Origin of the sequence: Geobacillus vulcani PSS1 (assembly GCF_000733845.1) — a bacterium.
Taxonomy (GTDB): Bacteria; Bacillota; Bacilli; order Bacillales; family Anoxybacillaceae; genus Geobacillus; species Geobacillus vulcani.
In genome coordinates this window covers 2,030,564-2,053,692 of record NZ_JPOI01000001.1, presented here as the reverse complement: position 1 = coordinate 2,053,692, position 23,129 = coordinate 2,030,564, and the positions used below count along the sequence as shown (strand labels likewise).

The window sequence follows — 23,129 nt, the reverse complement described above, 5'->3', positions numbered from 1 at the left end:
TCCTCACGCAATCCATTATAAAATAATCAGTTCTTTTGGCGAATGGGTGAGCGCTTCGTTCCCATCAGCGGTGATGACCGCATCGTCCTCAATGCGCACCCCGCCAAGCCCCGGGATGTAAATGCCCGGCTCGACGGTGACGACCATGCCTGGTTCAAGCACGACATCCGAACGGAACGAAAGCGTCGGCCCTTCGTGAATTTCTAGTCCAATCCCATGGCCGGTCGAATGGCCGAAATAGTCGCCATACCCTTTTTCGCGGATATAATCACGCGTGAGCGCATCAGCCTCTTTGCCGGTCATGCCCGCTTTCAACCCGTTCATGCCTCGTTGCTGCGCCTCGAGGACGATATCATAAATCGTTTTCAGTTCGACGCTGATGTCGCCGACGGCGACCGTTCTCGTCATATCGGAACAATACCCTTTATAGTAGGCCCCGAAATCCAATGTGACAAGCTCGCCGCGCTCGATCGTCTTCTCTGACGCCACCCCGTGCGGCAGCGCCGAACGGTAGCCGGAAGCAACGATCGTATCAAAGGAGGACGAAGACGCCCCTTGCTTGCGCATAAAAAATTCCAGCTCATTCGCCACTTCGATTTCTTTGACGCCCGGACGGATGAACGACAAAATGTGCGAAAACGCCGCATCGGCGATTTCCGCTGCTTCCTTTAATATCTTAATCTCTGCTTCTGACTTAATCAAGCGTAATTTTTCCACCAGCCCGGACGTCGGCACAAGTTCAGCGCGGATGGCTTCTTCATACGACTTGTATGCTGCATAGGTGACATGTTCTTGCTCAAAGCCGAGCCTCTTGATGCCAAGCCGCTGCACCTGATTGACGATTTCTTCGATGATCGGCCCGCTGTGCTGAACGACTTCAAACTCTTCGGCTTGCCTCGATGCTTGTTCGACGTAGCGGAAGTCCGTAATCAACACCGCTCCTTGACGGCTGACAAGAACGGCGCCGGCCGTGCCGGTAAACCCGGTCAAATAGCGGCGGTTGTAGCCGTTTGTCACCAACACCCCGTCGATGTGCTGTTCGTCAAGAAGCACCCGGAGTTTTTCCAACTTTTCCATACTCCCGTCTCCTCTTCCCAGAAAATGTACTTCCCCTGCCACCGGCAGCGGGAACAGAAAATCGTTGCAGCCAAGGCGATACAAGCGCCCTTTATATAGGCGCCGGTTTTACGCAACGTCCGCCATGATGCGAAAAGCATACCAAAACCTTCTCTATTTTACCATAAAGATGACAGTTTCCGCCAGACGTCCGCTTGACGCTTGCTTTCGGGGCCAAAATGCGGCGTCAGCTTCCTTCGTTTGCCGCTTCCTTCCCCATGCTTGAAGACAGCCGATTCATTTCTTGCGTTTCGAACGAGATGGAATAGCCGACAAATACGCCATATAAAATGTACAAACAAAGCGTCGTCACGATCGTATTGATTTCCAAGTCGGCCACTGGCTGAACGTTTGGAAACAGCGGATTAAACAAATAAAAAACGATCACCCAAAGCGCAGCGCCGTATAAAATCCCAGCCCACATGCCGCGGATGTTTCGCAACAACGCGTAATACAAAAGCGCCGCTGCAATGGAAATGATACCAATCAACACGATAGCCGCATAATTGCCGGCTTTCCCGTATTTCCAGTCACCGGCCACCCACGGGATGAGAATCATGTTCGGACTGATTTCACTGAAGTGGAAAAAATGGGCCAAATAGCCGATCAAACTCCAAAACACCCCGCCGACAAACCCGATGATGATCGTTTTCTGTACGAGCGTCATCGGCCGCTCCGTCTTCTCCTGCTCAAGCTTCCCTTTTTGTTCCGCCATCATCGTGCACCTCCTTGTCTGTTAGTATGACCGACAGCCGATCATCCCATGAATCAAACGAAAAAATGACCACTCCTGTGTAAATCATGGATTTTTTGGAAATCATAACAATAGCATCAACCTAGAGGTTTCCGGACGTTTCTTGTAGAATAAAATAATAAATATAAAAAATAGGTTGGTGTTGGCCTGATGAAATCAATGGAGAAACCGTTATACGGCGGCCAGGCAGTTGTGGAAGGGGTAATGTTTGCCGGCAAGACGCACTCCGTCACCGCTATTCGCCGCCATGATGGAACGATTGACTATTTCACGTTGCCTCGCCGCAGCCATCCGACGCTGGCCGTCCTGAAGAAAATTCCGTTTGTCCGCGGCATTGTCGCCATTATGGAAGCGAGTGCGAACGGGGCCAAGCATTTGCAGTTTGCCAGCGAACAATATGAGGCGTCCTCGGACGAAAAACAGGCCACCGAAGAAAGCCGTTCCAAATTCGGGCTGATTCTCGGCGCCGCCGTCATCGGCGTGCTATCGTTTTTATTCGCCAAAACCATTTTTACGCTTGTTCCGGCGCTCGCCGCCGACGCCTTGAAACCGTTCGTACCAGGGAAAATGGGGCAAATTTTGCTTGAAGGAGCCTTTAAGCTTGCTCTTTTGCTCGGCTACATTTACTTTATTTCGTTGACGCCGCTTGTTAGACGCGTGTTTCAATACCATGGGGCGGAACATAAAGTCATCAACGCCTTTGAAGCGGGGTGGCCGCTCACTGTTGAGCACGTCCAGCGCGCCTCGCGCCTTCACTACCGATGCGGCAGCAGCTTCATTTTATTTACTGTCATGATCAGCTTATTCCTTTATTTGTTCGTGCCGACGGATCCGCTTTGGCTGCGAATCGCAAACAGGCTCGCTTTAATTCCTGTCGTGCTTGGCGTTTCGTTTGAAGTGTTGCAGTTTACAAATAAATTGAGGGATATTCCGCTGCTAAGCTGGCTCGGCTATCCCGGGCTATGGCTGCAGCGGTTGACGACAAAAGAACCGGATGATGACCAAGTGGAAGTGGCCATCGCCTCGTTTCAGCGGCTTCTCGATTTGGAGGCGGAAGCCGAAAGAAAACAAGCGGTGCAGTAATCGATCAAAGGGGGTGGACTCATTGCGGCGCCGGGCCATTCATCCGCTTGTCGGGCTTATGATTTTGCTTGGAACACTTGGCATTGTCTATACCCTTTTTGCCCATCCGACGGTGCTGTTCCGCCAGCTGTTGTTTGTTGCGCTGTTTTTGGCCGCCATTTATCTTTTCTACCGGTTCGTCTACCAACGCCGCACCGATCAACATCGGTTATCGTATTTAAAGGCGGTGCGGCAGTCGAAAAAGCTCCATCCCCGCTCCGGGCGCAAACAAGCAAAGCCGGCGAAACTGAAGCGGCCGCTGAAAAAACGGACGGCCATTCCGCACTTGACCGTGATCGAGGGCAAAAAAGGCAAAAAAAAGAATCGAGCTTCATTTTAGCTTGATTCTTTTTTGTTTGCCTCTGCCGTTCAGCTAAAAAATCGGCGGCAGAGGTGTGTCCTATTGCCGCTTTCCCGTCTAGTACGCCCATTGGCGCAAAAATTGCCGCGTCCGCTCGCGTCCGTAATCGATCAGGCGCCGGCGCGCTTCCAGGTCGATGGAAAATTCTGTAGAAATAACGTTGTCCACCGGCAAAAAGACGATGTTTTTTTCATGGCGACGCGAAATGTAGCGCGCATCATGCGCCTCTCTCATGGCGGCAAACAGCGCCTCATACAAATCGAGCGCATTGGTGATCGTTCGTTTCGGCCGCTCCCCTGGTTTTGGGCTCAGCTGAACGCCCAGCACCGGCCGTTTTTTCTTCTTTTCTTCATCAAACAAAAACAGCGGAAAATTGCTCAACACCCCGCCGTCGACGATGAGGAATACACCGTTTCGCCCGCGGAGGCGGACCGGCTCAAAGAAATAAGGAATGCTGATGCTCATCCGCACGGCCTTGGCGATGGAAAACGACCCAGGGTCAATGCCGTATATGGCTAAATCGTCCGGCAGCACGACGATGCGCCCGTTCGTCACATCGGAAGCGACGATATACAAACTGCCGGCCGGCACATCTTGAAACGTCCGCACGCCGCGGGCAGCGAGCGTCGCCTCGAGCCACCGCTCAAACGCCTTTCCTTGATACAGCCCAAGATGCCAATACAGGCGCACCCATTTCCAAAGCGAAAACGGAATCCATAGCGGCCGTTCATCCAAAAACTGCTCCAACTCCAACTCCTCAAGCAGTCGGGCGATGTCGCGGGCGCTGTAGCCTGCCGATAGCAGCGCCGAAAGCAACGCTCCCGCACTCGTGCCGGCAAGCCGCTTCCAGCGCAGACCTTTTTCCTCAATCGCTTCATACGCTCCAAGCAACGCAAACCCTTTCACCCCGCCGCCGGAAAAGACAAGATCAATGTCCACCGCCGCCTCCCCCTTTTTGCCGTTTATACATATGTAAGAAAAAAGGAAGGCATTTAGTACGGCAAACAAAAAAGAGCAAGCCTCGGCTTACTCTCCTTGTTCATTGCGCTTTTGGACATCGCGCAGCTCTTCAAGGCGGCGTTCGTCCTCTTGAAAATACTGCACCAAATCGCCGATCCGGTCAATGGCGTTCCAGCTCAAATGGTGTTCAATCCCTTCCACGTCGCGGTAAATGTTTTCTTCGCTGACACCGATCAAACGGAGAAACTGCTCAAGCAGCTCATGGCGGTAGACGAGCCGCTGGCCGATTTTTCTTCCTTTTGGCGTCAAGACGAGTCCGCGGTATTTCTCATACACTAAATACTCATCTTTATCGAGCTTTTGCACCATTTTCGTCACCGAGGAGGGATGGACGGACAACGCTTCAGCGATGTCAGAGACGCGGGCATAGCCCTTTTCTTCAATTAAAATGTAAATTTGCTCAATATAATCTTCCATGCTTGGTGTCGGCAACGTTTGTCCCCTCCCATTACATTTGTCTGCCGTAGACAAGTGCAGCGGCCGTCAGCATCTCTCATGAACATTGCCGCTTTGCCCGCTTCGGCTAGACGCTGCCGGGCCAGTCGGCCGCCCAGGCAAACAAAAAATAGCAATCAATCCCATTATACCATGAAGGGGACATTACGTAAAATACTGCACTTGGGCTGATGGAAAAAAGCGAGCAATATACGAGCGCATGGTTTCCTCCAGCTCTTGCGCTTCCTCGTCAACGTACACATATTTGCCGATGCCGTGCCGCCCCCATTTATACTTGCGCTTCGATTCGTCCAAATCGAGCTTGGTTTTTGGGTAACGCTGCTCGATGACCCGCTTGGCCGGCTTGGTAAACCGATGCTGGATGAGCTCAAACGTCAAATCCGACAAGTCCACCCCTTCCAATTGCCGAGCGAGCTCCTGAAACAATTCGAAATACCCTTCCTCCCAACCGTCATGCCGGTAAATCGGCGCGACGACAAAGCCGAGCTTATAGCCGGCACCGGCCACTTTGCGCGCCGCCGCAAGCCGCGCATCAAAGGACGACGTTCCCGGCTCAAAATGGCGGATGACATAGCGGGAGTTGACGCTGAAGCGAAACCGCGTCTTGCCGTTATGCTTCGCATCAAGCAAATGGTCGACATGCTCGTACTTCGTCACAAATCGGAGCCGCCCGTAGTCGGTCGCGCCGATAAACTCAATCGCTTTTTTGAGCGAATGGGTCAAATGATCGATCCCGACGATGTCCGACGTGCACGCCGCCTCAAAGCGCGTAATCTCGGGCGCGCGCTCGTCAATATACGTTTGCGCTTGGGCGAAAATGTCGTCCAAGTTGACATACACGCGGATGTATGGCTTGCTTCCTAATGTCGTCTGCAAATAGCAATAATGACAATGGCCCATGCACCCGGTCGCCAGCGGTAGCGCGTACTCCGCCGACGGCTTTGAGGAGTCGAATTTCAGCGTCCGCCGCACGCCGACAACGAGCGTCGCTTTCGCGTTTCGATACCGTGCCAGCTCCGTCTCCCCCGGAATGCCGCGCACTTGGTTATGCGACGTCGTCTCGCGAATCTCGATGCCCATTTGCGTAAATTTCTCATACAGTTCCTTCCCGAGCGGGTACGACAACGCCTCCGGCTCGAAATACACAAGTTTGGGCACAAACGGTTTCATTCGTTTCCCTCCAAGTTTCCATATTCGATGTTAGTATGGTTCAAGGATGGAGGGAAATCGCGTACTTCTTTTGCTTGGCATCATTTTTCATGGAAGGCTCATTGCCCCTAATTTGATCTGTTCATCTCCCACCGAAACCAACGACCATGCCCATCGGTTTCCGCCACGATTTGCTGGTATTCTCGGCTGCCAATCATGCCATCCAGATGCAATTTCCGATCCCACATGTTGTTATACACATGGAACCAATCCCGCTGACGGCCGATTTCGTGAATCTGCTCAAGCAATACATGCTTTTCCTCATCTGACATTTGGTTGGCGACATGCGTGTGGAAGACACAAACAACGGTCTCGGACGGCACTTGTGCCACGATCTCAGCAAGAAGGTTGACCCCGTCTCCCTCGATCAGGCGCACCGGCACTTGTTCCAGTCGACGAGCCGCTTGGACAAACAGCTGGCGCCGATCCTGATGTTCAGGCCAAATGAGCGCCTCCATCCATCTTCGATCATCCTCTTTTTTCAAGTCAATCACATGCAAATCGATACCGATCCGTTCGGCAACCGGCGGACTTTCCGGCAACAAGAATGGCCATCGATTTCCACGAATGCTTGAGGTAATAACGACATCAGAGCTTAAATTTCCGTATGAACCCTGCCGGCCATACTCGTACCGGTACTGATCCCAAGCCAGCTGCAGACCGGCGCTTGTGCCAATTTCAATAAGTGACAGAGGCGTTTTCACTTGTTCATAGATCCAACAAAACACCGGATATAAATACGCACAACGCCGGACTTCATTGGTTTGTACAAGCCGGTGAACCAAAATGTCTTTTATATCCTCCCAGTAGCAAAGGCAAAAATCACGGAAATAAGGAAAAGCAGCTTCTGGTGCCCGTGGCTTCTTAACGATGCTTCCGTAAAACTCGCGCAACTCATGTTGATACCCTTTTAGCAATAAATCATGCACCGCCCCAAACAACAAGTTGGGAATCGGCTGACCGCTGCGGGCATGCGAAGCAAGACTGAGAAGCTTCTCATCCGCAGCAATGTGGAAAGAAAGGTGTTCATACAACGGACTAGATCCACGGCATTCATAAACACCAAAACATCGAAATCGTTCAGCGACCCACGTGAAGTTCAACTCGATCCTCTCCTTAATTTCCCACATTCTCCCTTTCACCGCATCCCAAGAGAACTCGATCGATCCCCTCCTTATACTGTATTCGCTCTACTTTAACGGATCTCCTTTCCAAACCTTCTCGCTACTTTGCCATCCATCATGACGCAAGCGCTCCAGCAATGATATACTAAAAATGAAACGGAAAGGAGGAAGCGGCGATGTCCCATGAGCTTGCCGAACTGCTTCGCTCGGTGCTGAAAGAAGAACTGCAGCGGATTCATGAACGTCTCGGCCGCCTGGAAGCCAGACAGCAACGCCTTGAAGAACAGCAGCAGCGCCTCAAGGAAATGTTGGACCGTTTGCTCAGCGCGACGCGCAGCCATTTCGAACAAACGGAGGACAAGCCGGTCGGCCATCAGCGCATGTCCGGGGGCGTGCCACATGATTGGCGCCGTGTGAACATGGCGATTGACTATTTGAAGCATAAAATCAGTCAGCACGATTTCGAAATCGATCAACTAAAAAAGCAGCTCGAACGCCAACAACCAAAATAAACGCGCATGCCCGATGATCGGCGCATACGCTCCAGCCGTCCAGCTTATCCCTGTTTCCGAATGCGGAAGTGGTCTTCCAACAGCACCCAGTTTTCTGGATACGGATACCCGAGCACCCAGTAGCTGATCCCGCGCAATCCGTATTCTTTCACCAAGTCAAATTTCGCCAACGCGCTGCGGGCGTCTTCAAACCATACTTCGTGCTGACGGCCTTGTTCGTCCGTGTAGCGGTAAAACGGCGAAGCCGCCGCCGCATCGTATTGGATGGACTCTCCGTAGCGAATGGCGCGCTCGAGCGCCTCTTTCGGACTGAACGTTTCCGCCTCTTGCCCTGGCACGTGCGGCAGCACCCAGTCGCGGGCGTAAATTTGAAACCCCATCATGATTTTCTCCCGCGGAATCACGGTCACCGCATAATCGAGCACGCGCCGAATTTGATTCACCGGCGAAATGGCTTGCGGCGGCCCGAACCGGTAGCCCCATTCATAGGTCATGAGCACGACGAAATCGGCAATGCGCCCATGGACCGGATAATCGTGCGCCTCATACAGCAATCCTTTTTGTTCCGCGCTGATTTTGGGAGCGAGCGATGTCGATAACACATATCCTTCCGCGTGAAGCCGAGCCGCTGCCCGCCACAAAAACGCGTTATACCGCTCGCGATCGAACGGATAGACATTTTCAAAATCGACATTCAGCGCCCGGTATCCTTTCGCCCGCATCACTTGAATGACGTTATCAAGCAATCGTGTTTGCAGCGTGGCATCGGCCAAGATCGTCTGCGCCAATCTTGAACCCGGATCCCGATACGTAAAGTTGGTGATCGTCATCATCGGCACGACACGGGCGGCATAAGCCGCCTGAATGAATGCCGCATCATTGATCGGGTTGAGCCCGCCGTCGGAGCGGATCGTATAGGCGAACGGGGCAGCATACGTCAAATGGCGGCCGACTTCGCGCACTTGCTCCGCCCCTTTCTCCCCTTGATCCACCGTAAATGCGTTCACCTCAATGAGCGGCTTCGCCGGCGGGATGATGAGCCGCTGTCCGGGAGCGATGACATTTGGATCGGCGATTGGGTTGAACTCGATGATTTGCTGGACGCTGACTTGATAGGCGGCGGCAATTTGCCCTAACGTTTCTCCAGCGCCCACCGTATGAATGCGATCCGGAATCACCAACGGCGTGCCCGGATAAATGAACGCCGGATTGGCGATCCGGTTCGCCTGCACGATGGCTTCGACCGTCACTCCATAGGCGCGGGCGATCTGCCATAACGTTTCCCCGGCACGGACGGTATGATAGCGATACGGAACCGGAATGACAACCGCCTGCCCGATGGCGAGCCGGTTCGGGTCGCTCAGTTCATTGGCGGCGACAATCCGCTCGAATGGAACGCGGTAACGCTGGGCCAGCTGCCAAAGCGCCTCCCCGCGCTGGACGACATGAACAATCATGACGCTCCCCCTTTCCTTCTCCCTTTTACCACTATATTTTCGTTTTTCCCCTTTATGTAAAAAAACGCCGGTTCCTTTGCAGAACCAGCGTTTCCTTCATCCAATCCTTTCCCATTACAACCCGCACTTCAGCTGGGCGCCGCAGTTCGTGCACGTGTTGCAGCCGCCGATCTCTTCGACCGTCCCTTCGCGGCAAATCGGGCAAATATTGCCGATTTCGGAACCGATGGTTACATCGGTGGCGCGTACGTCTTGAATCGTATCAACGAGCACGACAGGGCGTTTCGTCTCTTTTTCCTCAAGCTCCTCTGGAAGCAATTCAAGCTGCTCTTCGATCTGATTTTCCTCTGCCTTTAACGTCAACACTTGCGCATCACGGCTGCCGTCGACATAGACGGTGCCGCCTTTCGCGCCGCAGCGCCATAACCGTTCGTACACTTTTTGCACTTGCTCGACGGTGTAGCCTTTTGGCGCGTTGACCGTTTTCGACAAGCTCGAGTCAACCCAGCGCTGAATGATGCACTGCACGTCAGCGTGCGCTTCCGGCGGCAAGTCCATCGCCGTCACAAACCAAGGCGGCAAGTGGTTCGGGTCGGCTTCTGGATGTTTGTCTAAATATTCTTGGACGATGTCCGCTTTCACTTCGATAAATTTGCCCAAGCGTCCACTCCGGTAGTACGAGAACGAGAAGTACGGCTCCAGCCCGGTTGAGACGCCGACCATCGTCCCCGTCGATCCTGTCGGCGCCACCGTCAGCAAGTGCGAGTTGCGGATGCCGTATTTCAAAATATCTTGGCGAATGTCTTCCGGCATCCGTTTCATGTAGCCGGTGTTGATGAACGCTTCGCGCAGCTTGCGCGTCTCTTCCTCCGTTTCGCCGACCAAAAACGGGAAGCTGCCTTTTTCTTTCGCCAGCTCGATCGACGCCCGATATGCGGTCGTGGCGATCGTGCGGAACAGCTCATCGACGAGCTGGTTTCCTTCCTCAGAACCGTACGCTTTTTCGCAGTAAATGAGCAAGTCTGCAAGCCCCATGACGCCAAGGCCGATGCGGCGCTCGCCGAGCGCTTGCTTTTTGTTTTCCTCAAGGAAGTACGGCGTCGCGTCAATGACGTTGTCTTGCATCCGCACTCCGATTTCAACCGTGCGTTTCAGTTTTTCATAGTCAACGACCTTTCGTTCTTTGTCCACCATGTTCGCCAAGTTAATGGCGGCCAAGTTGCAGACAGAATATGGTGCGAGAGGTTGTTCCCCGCACGGGTTGGTCGCCACGACTTTTTGCCCGTACGCGCGGGCGTTCGTCATTTCATTGGCGTTGTCGATGAAGAAAATGCCCGGCTCGGCCGAATACGTCGCGCAAATGTTGATCAGCTTCCACAGTTCGCGGGCGCGAATTTTTCGGTAGACGCGAACGCGGTAGCCCATTTTCTCCCATTCGCGCACATCGCCGACTTCATGCCATTTTTCGTTATAAATGCGCATTTCCTCTTCGGAATAGGTTTCCACATCTGGGAAGCGAAGCGCATATTCTTCGTCGTTTTCGACCGCTTCCATGAACTCTTTCGTCAAGCAGACGGAAATGTTCGCACCGGTTAAAAAGTCAGGGTTGTGCACTGTATATGTACCGCCGGTGCGCAGCTTTTCTTCCGCGTCTTTAATGATTTCCTCCGTGAAGCCGCCGTAGTCCGGCGCGTTCTTATAGCGGACGATCGCTTCGTACATCGCCCGCTCCCGTTCGGTGAGCGGCGTGAATTTCAGCTTGTCGCGCGCCGCTTTTTTGATGCCTTCGTCTTCCATATTTTCAAGCAGGTAGCGCAAAATGCGCGGGTTTTGCATTTTTGAGACGATGAATTCAATAATGTCCGGGTGCCAGTCGGCAAGCATGATCATTTGGGCGCCGCGCACATTGTTACTCGCTCGCTTCCACGAGCGGGCTAGGTCATTTCTGCCTAGCTCTCCGCCTTTCGGTCGGAGATCAGACTATATCATCAGGGAAGAGAAGATCTCGTATTTACGGTTCAACTTAAGGTCTCCATATCGATACAAGTGATGGAATATTTTCTTTACATCGTTAATACTGGAAACATATAAATCAAAACAACCTTGTTTGGCAGTTAGGGAGTTGACATTTTGGGCAATTCCATTAGCTTTGAGAAAATTTAAGATTCCTTCTAGTAATGGTCTTGATCCAGTAATACCAAACCTTACCCTAAGGTAGTCCTTCTCCCTATCCCGATAATACCTTCTATACACTCTAATACTCCCATCAGCATCGAATATCCCCCTTAGAAAACTCCATTGCAATTCAATACTGTTAAATTGTATCCATGGCTCTTTCCCAGTTTTCTTAGGGGATATTCCCAGTCTCATGAGATCATTACAGATTTTTGTACAACTAATTGTTAATGAATACTTATTTTGTTCATTACATGTATTATTTTTTCTAAACTTCACAGCTTCAGGGGCAATATTCATCTCCCTTGCTATACTATAAAGGAGATCTTTATCGGTTTCTGCCACAGTTAATACAAGTCGTTTTGATTTTTTACGATCATATAGCGTTCCATCACCTAGGATATAGCCAACTAAATAAGCCTGATTCGGGGTTCTGATATTGGAAAAATAGTTCTCGTTATAACCGTATTTTTTTACTGCTAACTTACCAGCCTCTCCAGGTGCTCTGGTTTGGAATACTCCCTGATCTTTATTCCATCTCATTAAGGTTCCCCTAGAAATCCCCAACATCATGGCGATTTTAACTTGACTATATCCCTCCTCATGCAGATACTTTGCTGTTTTCATTATCTCTTCCCTGTCTCGCGCCTCGTATCCCCGTTGCCGCGGGATACGATTTACTCCTTCCATAGCCCTCCCCCCACGAAACAGTGTTCGTTACCCTGATTGTACCGAGGGCTGTAGGAAGTTTCAATAGTCGTTGAACCTTCATCTCCGTTTCCAGAGATGCTCGGCTGCTGGTTGCCCATTGTTGCATCCAACTTGTTTTCCAACCGTCACGTCTGCCGTCGCCAGCTCCGTTGTGGTCAAGTTGGCTTTAGGGGGTTCCAGCAATTCGCGAGATTTTACTCCCGCCGTTTTGCGCCCTAGTCAACGGGAGCCACCTTGCTCGACAAGGTGGGTCAGTTTGGCAATGTCATCCAACCACGAGACCGACCCGGACGATTTGCCGTTTACCCCGCGCGCGAGCGTATGGCGCGGCCGCAATGTCGAGCCGTTCGTCCCGACGCCGCCGCCGCGGCTCATGATTTCCATCACCTGCTTCCGATGCTCGGAAATGCCTTCGCGCGAGTCTTTGACAAACGGCATCACATAGCAGTTGAAATACGTCACTTCCTTGCCCGACCCTGCGCCGTACAACACGCGGCCGGCCGGCACAAAATTCAAGCTGGCGAGCTCTTGATAAAACTTTTCAAACCACTCTTTCCGCTTTTCTTCCGTCTTTTCCACCGCCGCCAGCCCGGTCGCATTCCGCTTGGCAATTTGCTCATAGAAAATCTCGAGCGGCTTGTCGATAATGTCGAGCGACCGAACCACAATGCCGGTCTCCGCCTCTTCCCCTTCGAGCACATGCCGGTATTCATCCTCAATCAACACGTGCGCCTTTTTCGCCTCCCAGTCGATGTCGACGATAAATCCAAGCCCTCGAGCCGGGAACTTCGGATCTTCCTTGATCGTCAACACGACGAAATCGCCCGGTGTGAGCGTCAGCTTTTCCGTATCTTTGAACGAATACCGGTCCAACATGACCAAACGGGATACGCCTTTATGGGTGATGTGCATATCCGGCGTAATCGGATGCACTTGCGGAAATAGGCGGATGTCCTCGTTCAGCTTGTCAATATTGATCTTCATTTTTTCGGACGACGCCACCGTCATTCTCCTATCTCTCCTCTTTTATATAATCTCTCATGTTTTTGGCAAAGTTGTCCTGTCTTCTCTACCTTACCATATCGAACAGAAAAAAACAATATATAGTATGATTTTTTACGAAAATCATACTATATATTGTTAAAGAGAACGAATAATTTCATTTTTGTCAAGCAAAAAAAGCAAAACATGGCGAAAAGCAGAGAAAAACAGGGGAGTGCCGCCATTTTTGCCGGAAAACGAACGATTTACCACACCGCTACTCAGCGCTTGAAGTTCCATTCATCGCTTTCGTATTTCGTCCGCGCCAGCTCTTCGACATACGCCCGCTCCTCGTCAGTGAGCGTGTACGGTTCCAACACGATGTCCAATCCTTTTTCAAATCCTTTGTAAAACGCTTCTTTTGCTTCCTCAATCGTCACCGTCCGGCCCGCCACCTCATTGATGGCGACCGCTTTGTTTTTAAATTCCCGCTGCAGCCGCTCTTTCACCCGCTCGTTCGGGTATTTAAACAAGCTGAACAGCAGTTCTTCGTCGAGATCAAGCAAGATCGATCCGTGCTGCAAAATGACGCCTTTTTGCCGCGTTTGCGCGCTGCCGGCGATTTTCCGTCCCTCAACGACCAACTCGTACCATGACGGCGCGTCAAAACAAACAGCCGAGCGCGGGCTGCGCAAATCGGCTTTCTCTTCTTCTGTCTTTGGCACGGCAAAATACGCATCCAATCCAAGATAGCGAAATCCCTCTAAAATTCCTTGCGAAATGACGCGGTATGCTTCCGTCACCGTCTTTGGCATCGCCGGATGGGATTCAGAGACGATCACGCTGTATGTCAATTCTTGATCATGCAGGACGCCGCGCCCGCCGGTCGGACGGCGGACAAAGCCAAGGCCGTGCCGTTTCACCGCCTCTAAGTCAATTTCTTTCTCCACTTTTTGAAAATAGCCGATCGACAAGGTTGGCGGATTCCAGCCGTAAAAGCGAACCGTCGGCGGAATTTTTCCTTCGCTGTGCCAATCGAGAAGCGCCTCATCGAGTGCCATATTGAACGCCGGCGGGCAATGGCCGGAATCGATAAAGCGCCATACTTCTTTTGCCATCGTTCCACCTTCTCCATTGTTCCTCACTTCAACATGGCGGCGCTTCAGGGCAGAACCCTTCGGCCGCCTTTACTAGTTTAGCAAACAACGCCGGTGAAGGAAAGAAAAATGGCATGGCGAAAATCTCTTTGCTTCCCGGCGGCGACTTTATATAATAGGAAATAGCAGATGAAGCGAAAGGAGGCATGACGGGTGGAAGCTTTGCTCATTATTCTCGGCGCGATCATCGTGTATTCCGTCATTACGTACTTCTGGCAGAAGAGAATTGTCAAAGCGTTGACAGAGGAAGAGTTCCGCGCCGGTTATCGAAAAGCGCAACTCGTCGACGTCCGCGAACCAGATGAGTTTGCGGCTGGACATATTTTAGGGGCGCGCAACATCCCGCTCACGCAGCTTCGCATGCGCATGAAAGAATTGCGCAAAGACCAGCCGATCTATTTGTACTGCCAAAACGGGCTGCGCAGCGGGCGTGCCGCACAAATGCTCTATCGAAAAGGGTACCGCGACTTGTATCATTTAAAAGGCGGATTTAAAACATGGACCGGGAAAGTGAAGAAAAAAGCGTAACCCGTTAACGAAAGAGGCGCTCTGCCAAAACAGGCAGGCGCCTCTTTGCATGCGCTAGACCGCCGCAAATTCCGGCGGCAAAACGACCGCCTCTAATACGGAAGCAGCAGCGCCAATCGCGCAGCTTTTTTCCCTCAGCTCCGACGGAATGATATACGGCTCGCTTTCTTTTTTCACAAGAATACGCCGCTTCACTTCTTGGCGCGCCGGGTCAAGCACGTGCTCCCCGGCTTGGGCGAGCGAGCCGCCGATGATGATCGCTTCTGGGTTGTAGGCATACACCGTCTGCAGCAACCCGATGCCGAGATAGCGTCCTGTTTCCTCCAAAATGCGCGCCAGCTGCTCGTCGCTCTCGGCGGCCAGCGCCATCGCCGCGACAGAAAAACGGTCGCCGAGCCATTCGGAACGCCCTTCCTCGGCTAACCGCCGCTCAATATATTTTTCAGAAGCGTACATCTCCCAGCAGCCGATGTTGCCGCAGCTGCAGCGAATGCCGTTGACATCGATCGTATGATGGCCGATTTCACCAGCTAGGCCGCTGACACCCCGATAGAGCTGATGGTGAAGAACGACGCCGGCGCCAATGCCGATTCCGGCGCTAATATAGACGAAATGGGCAAACTCATGGCCGGCGCCAAACCACTTTTCTCCAAGCGCCGCCAGTTTCGCCTCATTCTCGACAATGACAGGACGCTCAGGCCACCGTTGCCGCAAAACAGCCGCCAAGGCGACATCGTCCCAGCGCAAGTTCGGGGCAAACACAACTGTCCCGCTCTCGGCATGGACAACGCCCGGCACCCCAATGCCGATTCCCATCACGCCATACGGCGTCGCTGGCGCCCGGCGGATGGCCGCCTCGATGAGCTCCATCATTTCGCCGATGATCGCCTCTTGCCCTTCGGATGGGCGGAACGAACGCCGTTGCTCCCAAAGAATGTCCGCATTTAAATTGGTCAACACGGCATACAAATAGTTCACCCCCAACTCCACGCCGACAAGCGAGCCGGCTTCGGCGTTGAAGCGAAGCATGAGCGGCCGGCGTCCTCCAGTTGACTCGCCAATTCCGCTTTCATGAACGAAATGCTCGGCGATCAGTTCATCAACAAGCGCGGAAACGGTCGCTTTATTCAATCCGGTCGTTTTCGCAATATCGGCGCGCGAAATCGGATGCTGGTCGCGAATCAATTTCAAGACGAGCTGTTTATTCATTTTTTTGACAAGGGAAATGTTTCCTGTCCTCACGTCTCTGTCATCCTTTTCATTTGATTGATCGAATGTGTCTTGCGAAAGGGCAGGGGCGCCTCACTATGGCCGTTCTGCATCCGTCGATTCCTGCCGTGTGGGCTTCTTGGCCATCCGCTTTTTCATTCAAGCCGTCGAGCGCCCGTGCGCCGACTGTTAAGGCTAACTTCTCCATATGAACGCATGCTGTTTCTTCCCTGGCCATTAGTTTATATAATAAACTAATTTGGCATTTCTGTCAATGGCTCATCCACCGTACAAAAAACGGCCCGCTCCGTTGGGGAGCGAGCGCTCATCAATGATCAAACGTCAGTTGTCGCTATGTTTTGGTTTTTGATAGCGCAAAATCGGCTTGCGCGCCGCGGTCGTTTCATCCAATCGCTTGACAACGGTCGTATGCGGCGCTTCTTGAACGATTTCCGGATTTTCCTCCGCCTCTTTGGCAATTTGGATCATGGCGTCAATAAACGCGTCGAGCGTCTCTTTCGACTCTGTCTCCGTCGGCTCAATCATCATGCACTCTTCGACGATGAGCGGGAAGTAAATCGTCGGCGGGTGGAAGCCGAAATCAAGCAGCCGCTTGGCAATATCGAGCGTCCTGACGCCGAGTTTCTTTTGCCGGCGTCCCGACAGGACGAACTCGTGCTTGCAATGGCGGTCATACGGCAAATCGTAATATTCGGCGAGGCGGCGCATCATATAGTTGGCGTTTAACACAGCGTACTCGCTCACCGCTTTTAAGCCGTCCGGCCCCATCGAGCGGATGTACGTGTACGCCCGGACGTTGATGCCGAAATTGCCGTAAAACGGCTTGACGCGGCCGATCGACTGCGGGCGGTCGTCATCGAGATAATAGCCGTTTTCTCCTTTTTCGATGACCGGCTTCGGCAAAAACGGAATGAGGTCCGCTTTCACCCCGACCGGGCCGGAGCCTGGGCCTCCGCCGCCATGCGGGCCGGTGAACGTTTTATGCAAGTTCAAATGAACGACGTCAAAGCCCATGTCCCCCGGGCGCGCCTTGCCAAGAATCGCGTTTAAATTCGCGCCGTCATAATACAGCTTGCCGCCGGCTGCGTGGACGATTTCGGCCATTTCGACGATCTGCTCTTCAAACAGCCCGAGCGTATTCGGATTCGTGAGCATAAGCGCCGCTGTATCCGGACCGACGACGCGCTTTAAGTCCTCTAAATCGACAAGTCCGTCGGCCGTCGATTTGACCGTCACCGTCTCAAAACCGGCCACCGTCGCTGACGCCGGGTTCGTGCCGTGCGCTGAATCCGGGACAATGACTTTCGTCCGGTTGAAGTCGCCGTTTGCTTCATGGTAAGCACGGATCATCATCAGCCCAGTCCATTCACCGTGGGCGCCGGCCGCCGGCTGCAAGGTGACGGCATCCATGCCCGTGATTTCTTTTAAATGCTCTTGTAAATCATACATCAACTCAAGCGCCCCTTGCACCGTCTTTTCCGGCTGAAGCGGATGAATGTGGGCAAACCCAGCGAGGCGGGCGACGTTTTCATTGATTTTCGGATTGTATTTCATCGTGCACGACCCGAGCGGGTAAAAGCCGGAATCAACGCCGTGGTTTCGTCTCGACAGCGCCGTATAATGGCGCATTAAGTCAAGCTCCGACACTTCCGGCAGCTCTGGCTCTTCGGTGCGCAAGTAGTCGGCCGGCACGAGCTCGCTGACATCGACAGCAGGCACGTCAAGCGCCGGCAGGCTGTAGGCGATGCGCCCCGGCTTGCTTCGTTCGAAAATGAGCGGTTGATCATTACGCATGGCCATCCCCCAATTCATTGACAAACCGATCGATTTCTTCTTTTGTCCGCACTTCCGTCACAGCAATCAGCATATGGCCGGAAAGTTCTGGATAGTCGCGGCCGAGGTCATAGCCGCCGATGATCCCTTTTTCGAGCAGGCGATCGTTCACATCAGAAACCGGCTGGCCGAGCCGGACGACGAACTCGTTGAAAAACGGGCCGGCAAACGGCGACGACAACCCGCGTTTTTCAAGCTCGCTTTTCGCATAATGCGCCTTTTGCATATTCATCGCCGCCATTTCTTTCACGCCCCGCTTGCCGAGCGCCGAGAGCGCTACGGAAGCGGCCAAGGCGTTTAACGCTTGGTTGGAGCAAATGTTCGATGTCGCCTTATCGCGGCGGATGTGCTGCTCGCGCGCTTGAAGCGTCAAGACAAACCCACGGCGCCCGTCCTCATCGGTCGTCTGCCCGACGAGCCGCCCTGGAATTTTTCGCATGAGCGGCGCTTTGACGGCGAAATAGCCGCAATGCGGACCGCCAAACTGCGTCGGAATGCCAAACGGCTGCATGTCCCCGACGACAATGTCGGCGCCAAACGCCCCTGGCGGAGTCAGCACGCCAAGCGCCAATGGGTTGCTGGCGACAACGAATAAACTTTTCTTTTCATGAACGAGCGGCGCGATCGCTTTCAGCGGCTCGATTTGACCAAAAAAGTTCGGATACTGGACGACAACACACGCCACATCATCGCCCATTTCCGCTTCAAGCGCCTTAAGGTCGGTGACGCCGCCATCATACGGAATTTCTTTCACGTCAAGCTTCTGACCTTTCGCATACGTGCGCACAACTTCCCGATATTGTGGATGAACGACGTTCGAGATGAGCACTTTCTTTCGCTTCGTATGCGCGGCGCTAAGAAGCACCGCTTCGGCAAGCGCTGTGCCGCCGTCGTACATCGACGAGTTGGCGACATCCATGCCCGTCAGTTCGCACACCATCGTCTGAAACTCAAAAATCGCCTGCAGCTCGCCTTGGGAAATTTCCGGTTGATACGGCGTATATGCCGTATAAAATTCAGAGCGCGACAGGACATGGTCGACGACAGCCGGAATATAATGGTCGTACACCCCGGCTCCTAAAAAGGAAACATATTGTTTGATGTTGGCGTTTTTTTCCGCTAAGTCCGCAAGCTCTTTCCACAGCTCCGGCTCCGATTTGGCCGGTTTCACCTTCAGCTTGCCGCGGAAGCGGACTTGTTCGGGAATATCGGCAAACAAGTCGTCAATCGAGGCAACGCCGATCGTCTTCAGCATCTCCTGTTTGTCTTCTTCCGTCATCGGCAAATAACGATGGAGCACTGCGTTTTTCCCCTTTCCTTGTCGCTTTGGAATCGTCACTTGGCCCGCCTGTAAAACGGAATCGGCACGATGTTCGCTTTCAGCCGCTTGCCGCGGATGTCCACCTCCACCTCCCGGCCGATGGCGGCCACATCCGCTTTCACCAAGGCCAAGCCGATGTTTTTCTTCAAGGTTGGTGACTGCGTGCCGGTCGTGACGAACCCGACCTCTTCGCCGTCGGCAAAGACAACGTATCCGTGGCGCGGAATGCCTCTGTCGATCATTTCAATGCCGACGAGCCGGCGCGGCGGCCCTTCCTCTTTTTGCCGTTTCAATACCGCTTGGCCGATAAACGGTGGCTCTTTTTCCGTTTTGACGGCAAAACCGAGCCCGGCTTCAATTGGTGAAATCGAGTCGGACAGCTCTTGACCGTAAAGCGGCAGGCAGGCTTCAAAGCGGAGCGTATCGCGCGCCCCCAGTCCGCATGGGAGAACGCCGTCACGAGCTCCGGCGGCTAGGATCGCCTCCCATAGCGCGGCGGCGTCTTCCGCTTTACAATATAGCTCAAACCCGTCTTCCCCCGTATAGCCGGTGCGCGAAACGAGCGCCTTCACGCCCGAGACTTCGACGCCGTCAGCGAATGAAAACGGGCGCAGCGCCGCCAAATCAAAATCCGTCAATCGCTGCAAGACGCCCTCCGCTGCCGGCCCTTGCAAGGCAAGCTGAGCCGTTTCGGACGATACATCTTGAAGCTCGACGCCGCCCTCAACATGTCCGCTTAGCCAAGCGAAGTCTTTTTCCGTATTCGCCGCATTGACGACCAGCAAGTAGTCATTCTCTCCTTTTTGATAAATGAGCAAATCATCAACCGTGCCGCCGTTCTCATTGCACATAAGCGTATATTGCGCGCGGCCGGGGCGCAGTTTGGCGACGTCATTGGTCATGAGCTTTTGCAAAAACGCGAGGCTCCCACGGCCGCGGACGACAATTTCGCCCATGTGGGAGACGTCAAACAGCCCGGCGCGCGTTCTTACAGCCTCATGTTCTTCCTTGATGCTGGAAAACTGCACCGGCATTTCCCAGCCGCCGAATTCAATCGTTTTGGCGCCGTAACGGGCGTACATCGAGAATAGGGGCGTGCGCTTTAGCATCTCATTCCCTCCTTGTCGTCGATCGCAGAAAAAAAGACAGACTCCACCCTTTCGATCAAAGGGGGCTCTGTCCTGGCACCTGAAAGTTTCCCGCCGGCCGTTTGGCGCGTCCGTTTGCGGTCCGTGGGGCCGATCGGTTTCCTCTTGGGTGGCCTGCGTGAATGCAGGCGCTCTCCAGAGCTGCGTCAAGCAAGGGTCTTTTTGCCTGAGAGATTCGCGTTTCCGCTTGCTCCTTCGGCGCTACATTCCGTAGTCTCTCCCCTTGCCGTCATCCGCCCATCAATAAATTGTTTCCATATCGGGCATACTAACAAACGCCCTGATCAACGAGTCCTGCGAATGTTCTAAATTTATACTACCATCAATCACAGTCAAAGGGCAATAGGAAATGATCGAACTTTATTAGGAATTTCATATAAAAATGTTCCCATTTTGTTTAACATATCATAAAAAAAACGTATAAACATTCGCGATACAGGAAGGGATGCCGATGAACATCGACCTGAAAATGGATGAGACATGGAAGGAAGAGTTTTTAGCGCGCGTCGAAAAAGACGGGCCGTGGGCAAGTTGGGAAATGTACGAGCTGGCGCTGGAGGCCGCCCATCATATAAGCGTGCCGGAATTTGACGGTTTGCAGGCGCTAAAACATTTGCCACATGTAACGATTCTTCCGCATCAGCTTGAAGTGGCGCGCCGCGTCGTCGAGGAAATGAACGGCAAAGCCATTTTAGCGGATGAAGTCGGCCTTGGAAAAACGATCGAAGCCGGTCTCATCTTGAAAGAATATATGATTCGCGGGCTTGTCAAAAAAGCGCTGATTCTCGTTCCCGCCTCCCTTGTTTCGCAATGGGTGAGAGAGTTGAACGAAAAGTTTTTCATCCCAGCCGTCCAACAGAAAAAGAGTTACGTCTGGGAGCAGTGCGACATCGTCGTGTCCTCGATCGATACGGCGAAAAAGCCGCCGCACCGCGACATCATCTATGAGCAGCCGTACGATATGATCATCATTGACGAGGCGCACAAACTGAAAAACAACAAAACGAAAAACTACGAGTTTGTGCAAAATTTAAAAAAGAAGTTTTGTTTGCTGCTGACGGCGACGCCGATCCAAAACCGGGTCGAAGAAATTTTCAACCTTGTCTCGCTGCTGAAGCCCGGCCATTTAGGCAGCTCGGAACAGTTTGCGAAAACATACGGCAAAACACGGGCGGTGCAGGCGAACGACCATTTAAAAGCGCTCGTCAACAAAGTGATGATCCGCAACCGCCGCGCCGACACGCCGATCGAATGGTCAAAGCGCCACGTCGAGCCGGTGCTGATCGAGTTTACGGATGAAGAGCGCGAGCTGTATGAGGCGGTAAAGGCGCTCCGTCATGAATCATTCGCCGGTTCGTTTTCGCTCATCACGCTTCTTCGCGAGGCGTGCAGCAGCCGCGAGGCGCTGTTTCTCACGATCAAAAACATGATCGACAAATGCGGCGAAGCAGTTCCAGAGCCGCTTGAGCGCGTTTTGGAAAAAATCAACGCCGTCACGACGAACTCCAAGGCGGAAAAAGCGCTTGAGCTCATCCGCTCCATCAATGACAAAGTCATTATTTTCACGGAATATCGGGCGACGCAGCTTTACTTGCAATGGTTTTTAAAGCAGCACGGCATCTCGTCTGTTCCGTTTCGCGGCGGCTTCCGGCGCGGCAAAAAAGACTGGATGCAGGAACTGTTTAAACACCACGCCCAAGTGTTCATCGCCACCGAGGCGGGCGGCGAGGGCATCAACTTGCAGTTTTGCCGCTATGTCATCAACTACGACTTGCCGTGGAATCCGATGCGCCTTGAGCAGCGAATCGGCCGCGTCCACCGCCTCGGCCAGACGGATGACGTTTACATTTACAATTTTGCCGTCAAACAGACGGTCGAAGAGCATATTTTAACGCTTCTGTATGAAAAAATCCGCTTATTTGAGCGGGTCGTCGGCGAGCTGGACGACATTTTGGCGAACATGAATCTCGCCAATCTGGAACGTTATTTCGAAGACGCCTTTGTTCATGCACGGAGCGAAGGGGAGATGAAAATCAAAATGGAAAATATCGTTGCGATGATCGAGCTGGCGGAGCAACTTGGAACGAAGGGAGGCGAGCGGCATGCAGCAACATGAAATCCGCCGCTTTGTCGAGCGTTATTTTGCTGCTAACGGCTGCACGTTTGTCGAGGCGAACGACGATTACCTCACCGTGCAGCTGACGGCGGAAATGGACAAAGAACTGATGAATCGGCCGTTTTACTGGCATTACATTGAGCGGACAGGCGGCGTCCCGCAGCCGATGCAACTGACGCTCATCACCTGCGCCAATGAACGAACAGACAAACTTAAAGGAGAACGCCTCCATTTCGGTGCGCCCCGATTGCATCAGCTGTTTCGCTCGGCGCAAAAACGCGGCAGCTTCATCCGCCTGTATGAGGAGCCAAGCGCGCCTTTGGACGGAAACGCCGCCCTCCATCCATGGCTCGGCATGAACGTCATGATTTCGTACGAATGCGACCGAAAAAAAGACGAAATCGTCTCCCTTGGCCTTCACCTCATTAGCGGAACGATCATAGAGTCCTTTCACGAGCGGCTCGGCGAGCGGCGGCTGACGCCGAAAATCCCGGACTATTGTTTCACGATCTCCCCGCTCATTAAACCGCGGAGCGGCATCGGCCGTCTCGAGCAATACATACGCAGCCGCATCGCCGCCGACAACCACGCGTGGGCGGATGAGGCACGCCGACGCTGGGCCGACGATTTGGCGTTGCTTGATGAATTTTACAAAGACTGCGAAGAAAAGCCGGAGTGCTATTATATTGAGAAGGAAGCGTTGGAAAAGCAGTACAAGCCGCGCATCACCGTTTCCGTCATCAACGGCGGACTGTTTTATTTGCTGCCCCGCTCATCGTGAATGAACTCCGGGATTGG

The 23,129-nt window shown here is 53.1% G+C and carries 19 protein-coding genes, 2 pseudogenes and 1 riboswitch; of the genes and pseudogenes, 6 read left to right on the top strand and 15 right to left on the bottom strand.

Annotation, left to right across the window (positions count from 1 at the left end):
* Positions 1–15 precede the first annotated feature (15 nt).
* Entirely contained in the window at positions 16–1,077 is a 1,062-nt protein-coding gene (locus N685_RS0111060; protein WP_031408339.1) for a M24 family metallopeptidase, read from the bottom strand.
* Between the two features lie 226 nt (positions 1,078–1,303).
* Positions 1,304–1,834 (bottom strand): YqhR family membrane protein, encoded by a 531-nt coding sequence (locus N685_RS0111055; protein ID WP_031408338.1) that lies wholly within the window; start codon positions 1,832–1,834, stop codon positions 1,304–1,306.
* A gap of 195 nt (positions 1,835–2,029) precedes the next feature.
* On the opposite strand from N685_RS0111055, the gene N685_RS0111050 reads away from it, so the two are divergent.
* On the top strand, positions 2,030–2,953 hold the full coding sequence (locus N685_RS0111050) for a DUF1385 domain-containing protein (protein ID WP_193363909.1): 924 nt from the start codon (positions 2,030–2,032) through the stop codon (positions 2,951–2,953).
* 22 nt (positions 2,954–2,975) lie between these two features.
* Positions 2,976–3,332: an SA1362 family protein gene (locus N685_RS0111045; RefSeq protein WP_031408334.1), complete on the top strand. Its 357-nt coding sequence runs from the start codon at positions 2,976–2,978 to the stop codon at positions 3,330–3,332.
* Positions 3,333–3,410: 78 nt separating this feature from the next.
* Here the strand turns inward: N685_RS0111045 and N685_RS0111040 are convergent, their stop codons facing one another.
* The 4 genes from N685_RS0111040 to N685_RS0111025 all read right to left on the bottom strand — a co-directional run bounded on the left by N685_RS0111040 (position 3,411) and on the right by N685_RS0111025 (position 7,141).
* Positions 3,411–4,292 carry a patatin-like phospholipase family protein gene (locus tag N685_RS0111040; protein ID WP_031408332.1) on the bottom strand — a complete coding sequence of 294 codons (882 nt, stop codon included), beginning with the start codon at positions 4,290–4,292 and terminating at the stop codon, positions 3,411–3,413.
* Positions 4,293–4,379: 87 nt separating this feature from the next.
* Positions 4,380–4,805 carry a transcriptional regulator MntR gene (mntR, locus tag N685_RS0111035; protein WP_031408330.1) on the bottom strand — a complete coding sequence of 142 codons (426 nt, stop codon included), beginning with the start codon at positions 4,803–4,805 and terminating at the stop codon, positions 4,380–4,382.
* Positions 4,806–4,973: 168 nt separating this feature from the next.
* On the bottom strand, positions 4,974–5,999 hold the full coding sequence (splB, locus tag N685_RS0111030) for a spore photoproduct lyase (RefSeq protein ID WP_031408328.1): 1,026 nt from the start codon (positions 5,997–5,999) through the stop codon (positions 4,974–4,976).
* Between the two features lie 107 nt (positions 6,000–6,106).
* Positions 6,107–7,141: a DUF2332 domain-containing protein gene (locus tag N685_RS0111025; RefSeq protein ID WP_031408326.1), complete on the bottom strand. Its 1,035-nt coding sequence runs from the start codon at positions 7,139–7,141 to the stop codon at positions 6,107–6,109.
* A gap of 197 nt (positions 7,142–7,338) precedes the next feature.
* Between N685_RS0111025 and N685_RS0111020 the strand changes: the two genes are divergently transcribed.
* Entirely contained in the window at positions 7,339–7,674 is a 336-nt protein-coding gene (locus N685_RS0111020) for a hypothetical protein (RefSeq protein ID WP_031408324.1), read from the top strand.
* A 44-nt stretch (positions 7,675–7,718) separates the two neighbouring features.
* On the opposite strand, the gene N685_RS0111015 is transcribed toward N685_RS0111020, so the two are convergent.
* The 5 genes and pseudogenes from N685_RS0111015 to N685_RS0110990 all read right to left on the bottom strand — a co-directional run bounded on the left by N685_RS0111015 (position 7,719) and on the right by N685_RS0110990 (position 14,116).
* Positions 7,719–9,131, bottom strand: coding sequence for a LysM peptidoglycan-binding domain-containing protein (locus tag N685_RS0111015; protein ID WP_031408322.1), 1,413 nt, complete (start codon positions 9,129–9,131; stop codon positions 7,719–7,721).
* Positions 9,132–9,245: 114 nt separating this feature from the next.
* A pseudogene (locus N685_RS0111010) lies at positions 9,246–11,111 on the bottom strand (vitamin B12-dependent ribonucleotide reductase); the annotation flags it as partial.
* Positions 11,112–11,996 (bottom strand): LAGLIDADG family homing endonuclease, encoded by an 885-nt coding sequence (locus N685_RS20060; RefSeq protein ID WP_237746897.1) that lies wholly within the window; start codon positions 11,994–11,996, stop codon positions 11,112–11,114. It abuts the pseudogene before it with no gap.
* A gap of 243 nt (positions 11,997–12,239) precedes the next feature.
* Positions 12,240–13,025, bottom strand: a pseudogene (locus N685_RS0110995) (ribonucleotide reductase N-terminal alpha domain-containing protein); the annotation flags it as partial.
* Positions 13,026–13,279: 254 nt separating this feature from the next.
* Entirely contained in the window at positions 13,280–14,116 is an 837-nt protein-coding gene (locus N685_RS0110990) for a lipoate--protein ligase family protein (protein WP_031408314.1), read from the bottom strand.
* Between the two features lie 192 nt (positions 14,117–14,308).
* Here N685_RS0110990 and N685_RS0110985 point away from each other — a divergent pair, with 192 nt between their 5' ends.
* Positions 14,309–14,683, top strand: a complete 375-nt coding sequence (locus tag N685_RS0110985) for a rhodanese-like domain-containing protein (RefSeq protein ID WP_011231903.1) — start codon at positions 14,309–14,311, stop codon at positions 14,681–14,683.
* A gap of 54 nt (positions 14,684–14,737) precedes the next feature.
* Here the strand turns inward: N685_RS0110985 and N685_RS0110980 are convergent, their stop codons facing one another.
* From N685_RS0110980 to gcvT, 4 genes are all read right to left on the bottom strand, one after another.
* On the bottom strand, positions 14,738–15,925 hold the full coding sequence (locus N685_RS0110980; protein WP_031408312.1) for an ROK family transcriptional regulator: 1,188 nt from the start codon (positions 15,923–15,925) through the stop codon (positions 14,738–14,740).
* Positions 15,926–16,234: 309 nt separating this feature from the next.
* The gene (gcvPB, locus tag N685_RS0110975; RefSeq protein ID WP_031408310.1) at positions 16,235–17,707 is read right to left on the bottom strand and encodes an aminomethyl-transferring glycine dehydrogenase subunit GcvPB; all 1,473 of its coding nucleotides are present in this window, start codon (positions 17,705–17,707) and stop codon (positions 16,235–16,237) included.
* Positions 17,700–19,046, bottom strand: coding sequence for an aminomethyl-transferring glycine dehydrogenase subunit GcvPA (gene gcvPA / locus N685_RS0110970; RefSeq protein ID WP_031408308.1), 1,347 nt, complete (start codon positions 19,044–19,046; stop codon positions 17,700–17,702). The genes gcvPB and gcvPA overlap by 8 nt, the downstream gene beginning before the upstream one ends.
* Positions 19,047–19,081: 35 nt before the next feature.
* Positions 19,082–20,176 carry a glycine cleavage system aminomethyltransferase GcvT gene (gene gcvT / locus N685_RS0110965; RefSeq protein WP_031408305.1) on the bottom strand — a complete coding sequence of 365 codons (1,095 nt, stop codon included), beginning with the start codon at positions 20,174–20,176 and terminating at the stop codon, positions 19,082–19,084.
* A 183-nt stretch (positions 20,177–20,359) separates the two neighbouring features.
* A riboswitch (glycine riboswitch) is annotated at positions 20,360–20,448 on the bottom strand.
* 218 nt (positions 20,449–20,666) lie between these two features.
* On the opposite strand from gcvT, the gene N685_RS0110960 reads away from it, so the two are divergent.
* Both N685_RS0110960 and N685_RS0110955 read left to right on the top strand, forming a co-directional pair.
* A complete protein-coding gene (locus N685_RS0110960) occupies positions 20,667–22,331 on the top strand; it encodes a DEAD/DEAH box helicase (protein WP_031408303.1) in 1,665 nt (554 codons plus the stop codon).
* Positions 22,318–23,112 (top strand): YqhG family protein, encoded by a 795-nt coding sequence (locus tag N685_RS0110955; protein ID WP_031408301.1) that lies wholly within the window; start codon positions 22,318–22,320, stop codon positions 23,110–23,112. The genes N685_RS0110960 and N685_RS0110955 overlap by 14 nt, the downstream gene beginning before the upstream one ends.
* Positions 23,113–23,129 lie beyond the last annotated feature (17 nt).